Origin of the sequence: Pyrolobus fumarii 1A (genome assembly GCF_000223395.1) — an archaeon.
In the GTDB taxonomy this organism is placed as follows: domain Archaea; phylum Thermoproteota; class Thermoprotei_A; order Sulfolobales; family Pyrodictiaceae; genus Pyrolobus; species Pyrolobus fumarii.
The window spans coordinates 598734-613670 of the sequence record NC_015931.1; the positions used below are offsets into that span (position 1 = coordinate 598734).

Here is a 14937-nt window from a genome sequence, read left to right on the forward strand (position 1 = left end):
TCTTGACTGTAATCGTGGAGGAGTAGTATCTGGGGTGCGTGACTGAGGCTGGGTGAGGCTTGGCGGGGGACGGGTGGAGGCTTCACGGTGTCTATTGGTATGCTTGCCCCCACTGCGGGGGCCCCATAGGCGATGATCGCCTCTATCACAGGTTGCCGTGCGCCCGTTGCCTCCCGGACGATAGGCTCTCGCTGCTAGAGCCTAACCCCGATGGCACCTATGATCCTCGCCGTGTGGCTGAGCTGTTGGAGCCGCGTGAGGATAGCCCTTACCTTGCGCTCGCGGAGCTCGAGAGGGAGGTTGAGAGGGCTGAGGCTTTCTTCGAGAAGGCGATGGGCTCCCGCTTTTGGAGTGTGCAGAGGACGTGGCTGAGGCGTGTACTGCGGGGCAAGAGCTTCGCTGCTATAGCGCCGACGGGTATCGGCAAGACCACCTTCGGGACCTTCACGGCCGTGTATCTAGCCGCCACGAGGGGCGTGAAGAGCTACATCGTCGTGCCGACAACTCCTCTCGTTGAGCAGGTGGAGGAGAGGGCTAGGAGGTTCGCCGAGGCCATCGACCCGGGCGTCAGGATAGTCGCCATTCACAGCAGGTTGCCTAGGAAGGAGTTGAAGAGGCGGATGGACGCGTACCGAAACTGCGACTTCGACGTCCTGATAACCACCTCTAGCTTCATGTTGCGCCACGTTGACGAGATAATATCGGTGCTTGAGGGGAAGTGCGGCCAGCGCTTCTACCTCGTGTTCGTAGACGACGTTGACTCCGTGCTGAAGAGTAGTAAGAGTGTCGACGCTGTGCTCAAGATAGTCGGGTTTAGCGACGAGGATATCAAGGCTGGCTGGGAGCTTCTCAAGCTGCGCAGGGAGATTGCACGGCTCTCAGCGAGGGCACGCTCCAAGGGCGAGATTGACCCTAGGCTCGCGGAGCTCATCGAGAAGGCACGTGAGCTCGAAAAGCGCTTCGAGGGGAAGAGGCGTTGCGTCTGCGGAAGGTGCAACCATAGAGACTGTGTCTCCGTGCTCGTGGTGTCCTCTGCCACTGGGAGGCCACGGGGCACACGCGTACGCCTCTTCTCCGTGCTCTTAGGGTTCGAGGCGGGCTCACGCCCCGAACTATACCGCAACATTGTAGACACGTATGTCAAGCCGCGTGACGGGATAGAGGAGGAGGTTGTTAGGCTCGTCAAGAGGCTCGGAGACGGCGGCCTCGTCTATGTCCCGGTGGATAAGGGCGCCTCCTACGCCGAGAGGCTCGCCCAGCTCCTCTCGGATGCCGGGGTCAGAGCGGAGCCTTTCACCGCGAGGAACCCGGATGCACTCGAGAGGTTCCGTAGGGGCGAGACGCAGGTCCTGGTGGGCGTCGCGATATACTATGGTGTTGCGGTGCGTGGCCTCGACCTCCCCGAGAGGATAAGGTACGCTGTGTTCGCGGGCGTTCCTCGCCACAAGTTCTCCGCGCGCTTCGAGGACCCGCACCCAACCAACATCATGAGGGTATTGGGGCTCCTGGCTGAGCACGCGCCGGACGACGTGAGGAGTGAGGCTGAGAAGCTCCTGGCTAGGCTGCGGAGGATCGTCCGGAGGCTCTCGGCGGCCGCCCTCCAGAAGCTCGCGGAGGAGTTGAGGAGCGGGGAGGTGTCGAGCGACGCTGCTAGGCTCTTCCAGGAGGCACTGAGGTTCGTCCGCGAGGCTCTCTCGAGGAGTGATGTCTGGGAGGCTCTTGAGAAGGCGCCGGACGTGGCGATAGTGAGAGAGGGCGACAAGAGCTACATCATGATACCCGACGTGGCCACCTACATCCAGGCGAGTGGTAGGACCTCGAGGCTCTACGCGGGCGGTATAACCAAGGGCCTCTCAGTGATAGTCGTGGACGATGATAGGCTGCTGGAGGGTCTTAGGAGGAGGCTACGCTGGTACATCGGCGAGGCTGAGATAAGGCCCCTCGAGGAGGTGGACCTCGACAAGCTGCTCCGCGAGATAGACGAGGACCGCCGGCGCGTTAGGGATGTGCTCTCGGGGCGCGTGAAGCCAGAGTACCTGGAGCTGGTGAAAACCGCGCTGCTCATAGTCGAGTCGCCCAACAAGGCCAGGACTATCGCCAGGTTCTTCGGTAGGCCGAGCGTCCGTGAGATAGCGGGTCTCCGCGCGTACGAGGTGTCGACCGGCGACTATGTGCTCACGATAGTCGCGTCGGGAGGCCACATCTACGACCTAGCCAAGACCTACTACCCGCTCGACGTGATACCATCCTGGTGGCTACGCGAGTTCAACTTCGAGGGGCGCGTCGCAAGCATAGACGAGTTCGTCACGGGCTTCGACTGGAGCAGCGCCGAGAACAAGCACGGTGTGTTCGTCGCGAAGAGGGGTAGCGTCCGGTACCTACCCGTGTACACGCCACTCGTCCGCTGCCCGGACTGCGGCTTCCAGAGCGCCGCGAACCCGTCACTAGCCCCCAACGAGGAGCAGACCATACGCGACGTCATCAAGGCGAGGCTCGGCAAGGATGTCGACCCGTTCGACGAGAAGAGCTTGCCACGCTACTGCCCGAGGTGCGGCTCACCCTCCGTGAGGACCAGCCTACCCGTGATAGAGGCGCTGAGAGAGCTAGCCTCCGAGGTTGACATGGTGATGATCGGCACCGACCCTGACACTGAGGGCGAGAAGATTGGGTGGGACGTGGCTGCTCTCATAGCACCGTTCGCCAATAAGCTCGTGAGGGTCGAGTTCCACGAGGTGACGAGGAAGGCTATACTGGAGGCTATACGCAACCCGAGGCCCTTCAACCCGAGGCTAGTAGAGGCCCAGACGGTGAGGCGCGTAGAGGACCGGTGGATAGGCTTCACACTCTCCCCGATACTCTGGCGCGACTTCTGGCTCAACTACTACTGCCCGAGGATGACCGAGAGGCTGAGAAAACGCCTTGAGGCCATCCGCGCCAAGATACGCGCCTTGCGCAGGAGGGGCATGCGAGTACCAGACGAGCTGAAGAAGAGAATGGAGCGTATCGAGGCGCTCCTCAGAGCCTGTGAGGGCCCCAACCGTAACCTGAGCGCGGGTAGGGTCCAGACGCCAGTGCTAGGCTGGGTGATAGACCGTTGGTCTAGGTTTAGCGGGGAGCAGAAGGCTTGCGCCGCGCGCCGTGGGCTGCCCAGCGAGGAGTGCCCGCGGCTACAGGTTACGGTGTCGAGTGATGGCGTGCGTGTCGTCTTCGAGGCTCCTGGGTCGCTGGCGCCAAGGCTGAGGCCGGGTACTCTCGTCGAGCTCGTCGAGGTTGGCAGGGAGGTTGTCGAGGAGAACCCGTTGCCGCCCTACACCACTGACACTATGCTGGCCGACGCGTGGGACAAGCTGAGGCTACCCGCGCCGGTAGCAATGCAGCTCGCGCAGGAGCTGTTCGAGATGGGCTTCATCACCTACCATAGGACGGACTCGACGCGGGTCAGCGACGCTGGTATCGCGGTTGCGCGCGAGTATATACGCCAGAAGTGGGGCGAGGAGGGTCTCGAGAAGCTCTTCCGCCCGAGGCGCTGGGAGCCGCCAAGGCTGATTGGTGTCGAGGCAGCCCACGAGGCTATACGCCCCACGAGACCGATAGATGCTGATACCCTCCGGAGGCTCATAGAGGAGGGTGTGATTGAGACCCCGAGGCCGTTGACAAAGAGGCACCTGGCGCTATACGATCTCATCTTCCGCAGGTTCATAGCGAGCCAGATGGCGCCCGCCAGGGTAGAGCTCCAGGTGTTGGAGGTTCGCCTGGGCGGCGAGAAGCTGGTAGAGGTCAAGAGGAGAGCGAAGATCGTTGAAGAGGGGTTCCTTATGATCTATAAGCCGTGGGAGGTTGAGGGGGAGGCGCCTGCCGGCGAGTACCGGGTTGTCAGTGTGAGGGGTAGGCCAGAGACCTGGCCGTTGACGCAAGCAGAGGTTGTGAGGATGATGAAGGAGAGGAAGATTGGCAGGCCGAGCACCTACGCTAGGATCGTCGAGACTCTACACCAGAGGAAGTATGTGAAGACTCTGCCCAAAACCGGGTGGCTGATGCCTATGCCGCGCGGCCGCCTGGTGTACAAGTACTTGGCCGAGGAGCTTGGTAGCAAGATACCCGTCGTGAGAAACATGATATCCGAGGAGAGGACGAGGGAGCTACTAGAGCAGATGGATCTCGTCGAGGAGGGTAAGGTGGACTACCAGGTGCTCCTGGACGAGGTTTACCGGGAGCTACTGGAGGTTGAGAAGGCGCTGAAGGAGCTGACGGGGGGCACCCCAACGCCTCCCAAATGATTTATACTTATCCATCCGGATGTTTGGATGGGAGAGGCTTTAGCCCTCAGCATGGCCTAGGGGTGCGCAAGTAATGGCCTCGGATGGTAAGACGCTACGCATAGCACTACTTCACATGAAGCTGAAGCTGCTAGTCAAGAGGACGAATCTCGACCGGGCTAGGAAGCTGTTGAGGGAAGCCGTGAGCAGGAACTCTGGCGGTATACACGTGGCGGTGCTACCCGCCTTTGTCAACATCGGCGCATTCTACCTCTACTACCCCGAGGCGAGAGCCAAGAACATTGTGAAGCACCAGGCTGAGAGGATACCCGGGCCGACCACAGAGTACCTCAGCAAGGTTGCCATCGAGAACGGCGTGTACATCATAGGCGGGCCTATAATAGAGAGGGCGGGCCCAAGGATATTCATGACGACCTTCGTCCTAGCGCCCAACGGCGAGATCATATACAAGTATAGGAAGCTAGTGCTCAACGAGAGGGAGAAGAGCTATGGCATAAGTAGCGGGAGGGAAGTGGTTACCCTCGAGCAGCTGCCTAGACGGATAGGCGTTATGTCGGAGGATGACCTGCTGGCACCCGAGGTGGCTAGGAGCCTAGTCCTCCAGGGTTCAACCGCGATTGTCCTCACGCTCAGCTTCTCCCAGCCAATAAACCTCGTCAAGAACCTCCTTCTCGCCAGGAGCATCGAGAACCACGTACCGATCCTGGCGCTGGGTGGTATAGTAGAGCACGCCACCGAGAGGAAAGAAGTACCAACGATAATCGTCGACCCTGAGCAAGGCACGATAGCAGAGGAGCACTCAGGCGAGGAGAAGCCCCTAATAGTCGAGATGAGAGTGGATAAGGCGCTCAACCCCGGGACAAGCACAAACAACAACGATAACATGAGGATGGCTGAGCTGCTCTGTAGGGTACTCCGCGAGCTCAAAATGTCCAGATAGCAGGGAGAGACACCCACAAGTTAACCGTACTGTTCACTCCGCGCGCTGTCCGCCCAAACCGAGACTGTAACTCCACACTGACTGCTCCCCAGGCTTTCTGAGCCAGAGGTCCGGGGTTCAAATCCCCGCGGGCCCGCCACAAAACAATCAACTGCACCTCGCGACTAGGAGACCGTTACCGATTCATCCGCGTGTCTAAGTGGGATACGGGGGTGTTTGGAGCTTGTCTCGCGAGGTTGTAGTTAGGGTTAGAGTGCCTGCCCACTACACGGGGGACGTGGAGAGAGAGATTAGGCTGGCTTACGCCATAGACCTTTTCGTCCGCGGGGTGATTAGTGTTGAACGTGCAGCTGAGCTGGCTGACATGAGCCTCTACGACTTCCTCTACGAGCTCCGTAAGAGAGGGATAGTGGCCTACCAGTACAGCGACGAGGAGGCAAGGGAGGAGTTAAAAATTGAATAGACGCTGTATTGTGGTCAACTCGAGTGTCGTAATAGCCCTAGCGCGGGTGAACCTACTAGACGTCATAATCAGACTCTACAAAGAAGTCATCATACCCTCTGCGGTATATGACGAGGTCGTGATTAGAGGTCAGGGTAGGCCTGGATCCGAGGAGCTTGAAATGCTGGTACAGCAAGGTAAAGCTAGGCTTCTCAGTCCAGGCGATAAGAGGCTAGTAGAGGCGTTACACGATCCACTGGGCCTCGGTGAAGCAGAAGCGATAGCACTAGCGCTTGAACATGGTTGCATCGTTGCGCTCGATGATAGAATTGCTAGATCCAAAGCCAGGTCTATGGGGTTGAAGGTTATAGGCACGCTTGGACTTCTACGGGAAGCTTACGATACAAACATCATAGATAAGGATAGGTTAATCCAAAGCCTAGAGCAACTTAGACAACACGGTTTCAGGATATCGGAGCGTGTATTACGGGAACTTATAGGTAAGCTGGGTTAAGCAAACAGCATAGCGTTATATCCGCATTTGAAGCTCTTAGCCACCCCGTGAACCCCTGGAACCACCGCACTGTAACCATAGTCTAGATCCGCTCAACGACCATAGAAAATGCATGCACGCTATGCATACCAGGCTGTACCCCCGATAGAGCGCCAGCCTTCGGAGCCCCAAGACCCCTCTGAACTACGGAGACGAGGATGGCGCCAGCCAAGGTACTAACGTCACCTAATAGGGTGTCAACGCCTCCTCTACTCCAACACCTACGATCACCCGTTGTGTAGGAGCTTGGTGCTCGGCCGCCGGTCAGTCGTCACAGCCTTGCGGCTCGGGGCCCGTAACTCTCCTCACAGCATTCCAGTTGCCAGCCTTACACCGGAGCCCTATTAGCCATAAGCTACTCGCCGGAGCCGAGAATATACCAGAGTCGTGTATCTGGATGTTTCACACACATCTCCTTCTGTTGAGCCTCGGTTCCAGATTTTGAACAGTGTCGCGTCTAGACGAGGGGTGGTTATAGGGGGCGTATGGCGTATACTCTCTGGCAGGCGCGTTAGGGTGAGCTAGTTGAGCCTGGAGGAGTTGTTCAAGGAGCTTGAGAGGATACGACGCATACTACAAGCTTACGGCTTGATGCCCGTCGAGGAGTATGAGCCCCCGTTCGACCCCCGCGAAGGCATACTCCACCCACTCTACAGCCTCGAGCCCGAAGAAGAGTACTACAGGGTGCTTGTTGACCTGCCGGGAGCCGATATGGACACTCTGCGAGTATACACTGAGGGCAACGACCTCGTGATTGAGGCTAGCCTGGAGAGAGCCGTCGAGATAGAGACGCCATGGAGCCTCGAGAGGAGGGTAGTGCTGCGAAGATACCGCAGAAGGATACCACTGCCACCAGATGCAGATCCAAGCGGCCTCAAACTGCGCGTCTATCCCTCGCGCAAGATAATTGAGGTTCTTATCCCTCGGCGTTAGCCTCGTGACGCCGCTTTCGTCTCCTTCTCCTCATCCTCATCACCATCATCGCTGCTACCGCGGCTAGACCCGCATATGTCGAGAGAACACCCGCGTCAACGACTATAATATCCGTGCTTGTATAGGCGGCGCGCACCTTGCCGATGCCCGAGCACGCCAACGTTACATTAATCCACGCTTTCACGATCTCAACGGGTAGCGGCGAGAGCGGCTTGTAGACCGCTACACTCTCTCCAATCTCTCTCCTCGTAACGTTACCCACAACACCATTGATATCGTACTTTACCCTCTTATCGACTCCATGCATACCGGCAAAACCGTCAACGCTGCACCTTGTCGTGTTCATGGTTACTGTTATCCTGTAGTCGGCTCTGACAAGACCCCCGAACAACACCACTTGAAGCTTCTCCGCACTAAGACTGACCCTCATGTATGCAGTCAACTTGCCTATAACAAAGAATGTCTCCTCAGCATCGCTACTTACGTCTGGCACTTCAACTGCAACCAGAACATGATGGCTCGTGCCGCGTTCGTAAGGCCCTAGGGTTATACAAGAACTTGTGCTAGCTACTAGCTCGCGCTTCTCCTCCAGCACGCGTTCCCCATCGACCAGCACCACTACATTAGCCTCGATTTTATCCACACCGAGCTTCTCGAGACCGTAGACGCCTAGGCCGTAGCATAGCCTCGCTGTGCGCGATACCGGATCGACCCTCAGGTCTAGTATCTCGGTGCGCACGCCAGGTACTAGGATGTTGACGGGAACCAGTATGACCGGCCTCGCACGGACGCCACTAGCCGTCTCCTCGGAAGGCCCAACGACGTACACACCATACTTGTAGAAGCCCGGTCGAAGCGCAATAATCGTGACATTGATGCCGACGAGCCCGCCACCGCTATAGACGGGGGATAGTCTAACCTCTACGCCATCCCTTAACCCCATGAGGTGTACGGCGCGCCACTCTGTAGCCGGGACACCGAGAAACCGTATGACCACGCTGGTCCACTTACCCTGAGGCACGACAGCATCAATGCGTGTGGGTGCAATTACGAATCCTTTGCCGCCAACCTCTGCGGCCAGAGCATGAGTGTGTGGTGCAAGGAGTAGGAGGAGTAATGTTGTGCTAAGGAGCAAAAAACGAGTGTTATACTCCAAGGTGTATGTCACCTCACACTTGTTGTATAGTCACATCGACTGTAGCCGTGTAGGTGCCCGCTGGTGCACCCACCGGGACTAGTATCAACGGCCAGATATGCAGGTATGGGTACTGGTTGCTCGCGTAGATGCCGGCTAGAACCGCGTTGTAAGGCACCGGGTATACCGGCGTGAACACAAGGTTTATCGTGCCTGCAGTGGCATCTACACTACCATTTACAATGGCGTATAGCCTGGCAGTGCTACCATCAGCAAGCGTTATTGTAGCATTTATGACTGCAAATGCGGTCTGGTTGTAGTCATAGAACTTCACTGCGCTGGTAGGTACGCTAGTGCTATACCCGCCGACGAAAGCATAGTCGGCCGCCGTGTTAAGATCCACATAGCTAACTGTGCTAGCTGTTGTCGTCGCGTTGGATGTATCAACATCGTAATCGCAGCTACTGTGTATTATTAGTGCCTCGTCGCCGCTGAACGCATTGTTATTCGCTATGCTGCTATCCGGATCAGCTAGTAATAGACAAACAGTCACCTGGGTTGCCTTGACATACGTGTCAGTTGCTGGGTCATATTTTATCTGAACCACTGGTATAGTGACTTGCTTCGCATATATGTATGGGTACCATTCGGTCTCGTTGAGCGTACCGCTATTAGTCGATGGCTCAGACTCGTAAAGTGTGTTTAGAAAGCCCTCTGGAAGATCGATCCACGTTAACTGCGATAACGCTGTACTATACTGTGTGCCGAGGTTGTCCGCACTCTTGTCGAGAGTTATAGTGAAGGTTTTTACAGTGTAGATGGCTGTCGAGGATAATGCTTCACTTGTGTTCACCGAGTCTATCTTGTAGGTTGCGCCGAGCAGGGGCTGCGCTAAGCCGGCTGGGTAAGATGGTGGCAGCGAGAAGGTAACAGAGTAGTAGACTGTGAAGTTGACGTTCACACCCGTTAGGTTGAGTATAACATCATCTTTTGTGGTTGTGTTGACCCACATGTTCCAACCGTCATAGTTCATTGTCTTGACTGTCGCGGGGTCCACCTTGATGCTCGAAGTGCCGTCTACAACGGTTGCTCCGGTAAAGCCGGTCACGCTGACTGTTACGGTTGCCGTCTGGCTACCCGCTAGAAGCAAACTGGGTGTAAGTATGGCCGTAACAATGACTACTGCTATCAAGAAAACGCCTCGGCGCACCATCACTACCCCCAATCAATTATGGGTATGGTGCCCGCATGTAACAAGTTAAAAATTGATAGTATAAATTATGACTGATGCATACATCTAATCATGATTTCATGTACTTATACGGATTCTGGTATCAATCATACTGTCCATACAAAGCGCGGGAAGGATACTGGTAGTCGGTATTCGTTTCAAATCTGCGGCAACGAGTTTACCCACGTGTATAGTCATGGTGTAGTATATACGGCACGGCCGCACACCCGAGCGCGGAGAGGGTACAAAAAGCCATGTTTGTCCGGTGCATCTCGCCGATCGTAGCTAGTATAATCATCATCTCCGTTACAATTGCGATTGCCATTGCAGTGGCTGGTTTTGCATTCAACATATTCACAGGGTATCAGGAGAAAGGTGAGGTACTGCGAGTGATTGACGCATATTTTTACTATACTCGCGAGCGTGTAAATACAATATGCACCGAGCCTCCCTGCGGGTTTCTAATAGCCAGGATACTTGTCGAGTCGGGGCACCCCACTGTGCTAGAGTTTACCCTCAACGACCTCACCTACAAGCCGTCATCATGCATATGGTATACTAGTTCGAGTTACACACTAGACCCGGGCGACAATATAGTCGTGCTCACAAAACGACTATGCATTGTCGTATCGAAATACGCTGATCCAAACCGCTACAACCTACTATACAAGCTCATGTATAGCGTGCAGAGCACATCCCAGTTACCTACTACCCTAAGGATACTGCTCATCAACTACCTCACGATACACACGGACAACCCCACTCAACAACACTTCTCAATGCTAACGAGCAACGCAGTCTACAGGTATATCGTACCTGGCAGAAACGTGGAGCTCTCATAGCAGCTCGACACTAACCCGACGACCAGGAATGCAAGTACGCCAGGCCAGGCCCAAGAAAAATGCGAAACAAAACCTAGATATACCCCAGGCCAGAGGCATGATGTGAAACGGAACGCGCGGGTTTCCCAACGCCGGGGGCGTGCCGGGGTAGCTCAGCTGGTAGAGCGCCGGGCTGTTAACCCGGTGGTCGGTGGTTCGAATCCACCCCCCGGCGCCACATCCTCCCCACTTCTACCACTTGATGTAAATAGGTGCAACACCGGGTCGTGTCACTCATCCCTGCAATAGCGGGATGCGTATAACACGCTGTAAACGTTGATTTTTGATAGTATATCTACGCGTCCTGCTGCATTACGCCTATTTGTTTGTCTAGTTCTCTCTTGAATCTCTCCCACCAGTCGAGTGCTGCTCTCGGGTCTTTCACCATCCTCTCGGCCCACTGGGTGTGGCCCGTCTCGGCTGCTATCGTGGCGACAAGGTCCCGTGTCCTGGCCGTCTCCCAGTGGGATGGCTCGGCTTTCGCGAGTCTCGAGTACAGTGCTATCCTGGCGTACATTCTCCTCGCGTGCTCGCGTAGGTTCTTGTCGACTCCGAGTATCTCGCGGTACATTGCTTGTATCAGCTTCTCTAGCCAGCCGCGGTGGAAGCGGCAGAAGCCCGCGTTGTCCACCAGATACTCGTTGATTATCCTCTCGTAGGCTGTCTTTGCGAACTCCTCTGGCTCCATGAAGGTTGGCGAGTAGTTGGTCCAGTACTTGCCGGTGACGTAGACCGGTGCTACTAGGCCTGGTGTCCAGTAGAGGTTGAGGGTCATGTAGCCCTCCTCGCCGAAAGCCGCGTAGACCGTGTAGCTTCTCGGGTCGGTGTCGAGCCTCTCGGCTAGCTCTCGTGCCGCGCCGCGTAGTCCGCGCTCGGCTATCAACTGTAGAACTGGGCAACCGCGGCCTCCCTCGTGGAGGATCTTCTCGAGTATGATCCTGGCGAGCCTGGCGTTCCTCGCCGAGCATTCGCGTGGCTTCTCGGCTAGTAGTATGGGGTCCCAGCAGGGCCTCTCGTCTAGGCAGGCGTCTCGCGGCTCTATGACACCCCTGGCTGCGAGCTCCAAGACCCACGCCACCCAGTAGCCGGCCTCGATGGCGTCTACGCCGGCCTCGTCGGCTAGCTCTACGAGGCGCCGCGTCTCCTCGAAGACTATGATTGCCGAGAATGGCCCCAGGGCGTTGAAGGGCTCGTAGTCCACCTTTGTGCCCTTCACTAGCTTCTTACAGTTAGCCGGGCATGGCTCGCCGCACGTCCTCCACTTCTTTGGGTTCGTGCCCGCCTCCTCCTGGAACGGTTTCCAGAAGTACTCGGCGACCGCCTCGTATAGTTTGAGGCGAGCCACCTTCTCGAGGTAGACGCTCGCATAGCCCAGCATGGGGATTAGGTCGCGGTAGTGCACGTAGTTGACGCCAAAGGTGCCTCCGGTGCCGAGCCTCTCGTCAAAGCGGTACTTTCTGGTCTTCTCGGTGACTAGTTTACCGTAGGGCTCGCCGGCTACACTCCGTGCGATACTCTCTATGAGCTTGCGGTTCGATAGTCGCGGGTTGATGGACTCGGGGCGCCACGTGCCACCCGCCACGATACCCACTATGCCATGGGCACGTGCCATCACTGTCCCAGGGCCGCCCCTCCCAGCGACGTCCACAAAGCCCCGGATGACCTCGAGCGTGACGGGGTCATAGTGCACGGCTACTATCGCGCCAGCGCGTGTTGTTAGGGAGGCGGGCCCCGCGACCAGCACAACAGGCTTCAGGGTCTTGAAGAGGTCGCGGTGCTCGGCTATCAGGTGCCCAGCCAGGGAGTATACCCCGCACTTGCCGTACACCCTCCACACGTCGGTTCCGAGCGCTTCTACGGTGACACGCTTGACTCCAGTCTCGTCACCCTCTATGATGAGCACGCTGGGCTCCTTGGCCGCCCCTCGTATGACGATAGCGTGCGCCCCCATACCCCTCATCTTGTAGCCTATGCCGCCTACCGTACTAACATGGAGAGTGCGTGACAGTGGGCTCCTGAATACCGCGACACCCCTGTTCGACCCGAAGAGGGGCGAGCCTGTGAACGGCCCGAGGCCAAGAACGAGCGTGTTGCAGGGGGCGAGTGGGTCACACCTCCACGTCTCATCCCTATAGTGCACCTCGATGCCCAGGTCGACCGGGCCTAGTATCTCGCCGAGAGGGTGCTCGACCAGCCTCCAGGAGCCGGTCGAGACGTCAACCTCTATAACACGGTAGGTTTGCAAGTATGGCCCCTGGTGTCGCTACCCGCTGCTAGTTAAAGCGGGCTAGGGTTAAGGTCGCCATGCCAACCTCCTGGAGGCTCACGGCTGTCGCGGTGCACCTCTCGCTGCTGGAGATGGAGCGTGTCAAGCCCGCCGCGTGGGCAGCTAGGAGGGTGTTGAAGAGGCTCGGCTTGGCGGGCAAGCCTGTTGACAGGTTTGTGACCGGTGTGGTTACCGGGGTTGCTAGGAGCATCGGCCTCGTTGACCGTGTGTGCGAGAGGCTCTGGCCCGGGGTTTGCCAGGGGAACCCCCGGGCTAGGGCGGCGCTGAGGGCTCTCGTCTACATCGCTCTTATCGATGATAAGATGAGGGGCGTTGCTCGCGAGAAGCTTCTCGAGGAGCTCTCGAGGATCGCGACAAAGACGGCTGGCATCAGTGATCCGCTGGGGAGGCTGCGGGGTGTTAAGCTCGAGGATGTGGCGGACCCCGTGGAGGCTAGGTGGAGGGTCGCCAGGTGGATCTACGAGGGGCTTGTCGAGGCCTGGGGGAGGGACGAAGCGGAGAGCATCCTAGGCTGGTTTAGCGGGGGGAGGAGCATCCACTGGCTGCGCGTTAACACGCTCAGAGTTGACGATCCAGAGCGGGTCATCGGGGCGGTGTTGGGCTCTGCCCGTGGTAGGGCTAGCGTGAGCCGCCGAGTGCCCAATGTCGTTGCAGTGAGGGGGCCTCTCCCCCAGCCCGTCACCCACATGTTGGATGAGGGTATCCTCGTGGCGCAGGATGAGTCTGCGGCTGCCGCGCCCTACCTGCTACGCCCCAAGCCTCGCGAGACGATAGTCGATATGTGTGCGGCGCCAGGGGGCAAGACGAGCCTCCTCGCGGAGATAACGAGGCTACGCGCCAGGATCGTCTCGGTGGAGGTCAGCGCGTCTAGAGCCAGAGCTATGCGCGAGAGACTCGAGAGGCTAGGCGCGGATAACGTGGAGGTGCTCGTGATGGATGGTAGGAGGGCACCGGAGGAGCTCGGGGAGGGCATTGCTGATGCCGTCCTCCTTGACCCCCCGTGCACATCCACCGGCGTCCTCGACAAGAGCCCAGACGCCAGGTGGCAAGAGCCGGAGGCCCTCGAGAGGCTATCGAGGCTCCAGTGGGAGCTGCTAGAGGCGTCCTGGAGGCTGCTGAGGAGAGGCGGGAGACTACTCTACGTCACTTGTAGCCTACTCCCCGAGGAGAACGAGGAGATAATCAAGAGGTTCCTCGCTGAGCATCCCGAGGCAAGGCTAGAGCCGCTGCACTCACCCTACGAGCCCAGCCCCCTCCTCCCCGGAGCGATGAGAGCGTGGCCACACCGCCATGAGACCGGTGGCATGTTCTACGCGCTGCTCTGGAAGCGTTGACCCCCAGCCGCCTTAAACGCGGTTCCAGCGGCTAACGGTGTTGTGGGGGGCCCACTCGTGCCGGAGAGGATACGCTTCGGACCAGCGGGTAAGCCGGTCGGCATGAAGAGTGGCGACTATGTCAAGGCTATCGAGTATGTGGCGAACGAGGGTCTCGACGCACTCGAGTATGAGGCGGTGCGCGGCGTGCGTATCAGCGAGAAGAAGGCTGTTGAGATAAAGAGGGCTGCCTTGGAGCACGGTATCCTTCTCTCGATGCACGCGCCCTACTTCATCAACCTAGCGTCGCCCAACGAGGACACCGTTAAGAAGAGCCAACAGAGGCTTCTCGACGCGCTCAAGGCGGCTAACTGGATGGGCGCCTATGTGGTCGTCTTCCACCCGGGCTACTACAAGGACAACCCGAGTAAAGAAGCCGCCCTCAAGAGGGTGATCGAGAACCTGAAGCCCGTTGTAGAGCAGGCTAAGCAGCTCGGGATCAAGGGTGTCGAGCTGGGCCCCGAGACTACCGGGAAGAGAGCCCAGGTCGGCGATATAGACGAGGTGATCACAATCTGCAGGGAGGTTGAGATGTGCCGCCCGGTGGTAGACTGGGCGCACATCTACGCCAGGTACCGGGGCCAACACGTGACCAGCATCGACCAGGTGCTCAAGGTGATAGAGAAGATTGAGAAGGAGCTTGGGAGTCGCGCTGTCAACCCGCTACACACTCACTTCTCGCGCATCGAGTACGGGGAGGGAGGAGAGAGGGAGCACCATACGCTCGACGAGGCGGAGTATGGACCGGAGTTTAGGATAGTGTGTGAGGCTTACAAACAAGCCGGGATACGCGCAGTGATAATCTCGGAGAGCCCGATACTAGACCAGGACGCACTCAAGATGAAGAAGATTTGTTGCGAGGAGCTAGGCTACTGCTAGGTGGGC

At 57.8% G+C, this 14937-nt stretch carries 11 protein-coding genes and 1 tRNA gene; 9 read left to right on the forward strand and 3 right to left on the reverse strand.

Translation table 11 applies throughout. The features are described 5' to 3' along the window. The first annotated feature begins 59 nt into the window (after positions 1–59). The 5 genes from rgy to PYRFU_RS03220 all read left to right on the forward strand — a co-directional run bounded on the left by rgy (position 60) and on the right by PYRFU_RS03220 (position 7145). Positions 60–4277, forward strand: coding sequence for a reverse gyrase (gene rgy, locus PYRFU_RS03200; RefSeq protein ID WP_014026200.1), 4218 nt, complete (start codon positions 60–62; stop codon positions 4275–4277). A 73-nt stretch (positions 4278–4350) separates the two neighbouring features. Further along, positions 4351–5217, forward strand: a complete 867-nt coding sequence (locus PYRFU_RS03205) for a carbon-nitrogen hydrolase family protein (RefSeq protein ID WP_014026201.1) — start codon at positions 4351–4353, stop codon at positions 5215–5217. A 223-nt stretch (positions 5218–5440) separates the two neighbouring features. After that, complete coding sequence (locus PYRFU_RS03210; RefSeq protein WP_014026202.1) at positions 5441–5680, forward strand: UPF0175 family protein; 240 nt, start codon at positions 5441–5443, stop codon at positions 5678–5680. Then, the gene (locus tag PYRFU_RS03215) at positions 5673–6173 is read left to right on the forward strand and encodes a PIN domain-containing protein (RefSeq protein WP_014026203.1); all 501 of its coding nucleotides are present in this window, start codon (positions 5673–5675) and stop codon (positions 6171–6173) included. Before PYRFU_RS03210 ends, PYRFU_RS03215 begins: the two co-directional genes overlap by 8 nt. 564 nt (positions 6174–6737) lie before the next feature. Beyond that, positions 6738–7145, forward strand: a complete 408-nt coding sequence (locus tag PYRFU_RS03220) for an Hsp20 family protein (protein ID WP_014026204.1) — start codon at positions 6738–6740, stop codon at positions 7143–7145. Here the strand turns inward: PYRFU_RS03220 and PYRFU_RS03225 are convergent. Further along, positions 7129–8280, reverse strand: coding sequence for a hypothetical protein (locus PYRFU_RS03225; RefSeq protein WP_048191496.1), 1152 nt, complete (start codon positions 8278–8280; stop codon positions 7129–7131). The two genes, PYRFU_RS03220 and PYRFU_RS03225, sit on opposite strands and share 17 nt — an antisense overlap. 34 nt (positions 8281–8314) lie before the next feature. Next, positions 8315–9472 carry a hypothetical protein gene (locus PYRFU_RS03230; RefSeq protein ID WP_048191498.1) on the reverse strand — a complete coding sequence of 386 codons (1158 nt, stop codon included), beginning with the start codon at positions 9470–9472 and terminating at the stop codon, positions 8315–8317. A 293-nt stretch (positions 9473–9765) separates the two neighbouring features. Between PYRFU_RS03230 and PYRFU_RS03235 the strand changes: the two genes are divergently transcribed. Both PYRFU_RS03235 and PYRFU_RS03240 read left to right on the forward strand, forming a co-directional pair. Next, complete coding sequence (locus tag PYRFU_RS03235; RefSeq protein WP_014026207.1) at positions 9766–10353, forward strand: hypothetical protein; 588 nt, start codon at positions 9766–9768, stop codon at positions 10351–10353. 141 nt (positions 10354–10494) lie between these two features. After that, positions 10495–10570: transfer RNA gene (locus PYRFU_RS03240), tRNA-Asn, on the forward strand. Between the two features lie 117 nt (positions 10571–10687). On the opposite strand, the gene PYRFU_RS03245 is transcribed toward PYRFU_RS03240, so the two are convergent. Further along, positions 10688–12637 carry an aldehyde ferredoxin oxidoreductase N-terminal domain-containing protein gene (locus tag PYRFU_RS03245; RefSeq protein ID WP_014026208.1) on the reverse strand — a complete coding sequence of 650 codons (1950 nt, stop codon included), beginning with the start codon at positions 12635–12637 and terminating at the stop codon, positions 10688–10690. A 59-nt stretch (positions 12638–12696) separates the two neighbouring features. On the opposite strand from PYRFU_RS03245, the gene PYRFU_RS03250 reads away from it, so the two are divergent. After that, positions 12697–14013 (forward strand): RsmB/NOP family class I SAM-dependent RNA methyltransferase, encoded by a 1317-nt coding sequence (locus PYRFU_RS03250; protein ID WP_014026209.1) that lies wholly within the window; start codon positions 12697–12699, stop codon positions 14011–14013. Positions 14014–14070: 57 nt separating this feature from the next. After that, positions 14071–14931, forward strand: a complete 861-nt coding sequence (locus tag PYRFU_RS03255) for a deoxyribonuclease IV (protein WP_014026210.1) — start codon at positions 14071–14073, stop codon at positions 14929–14931. Positions 14932–14937 lie beyond the last annotated feature (6 nt).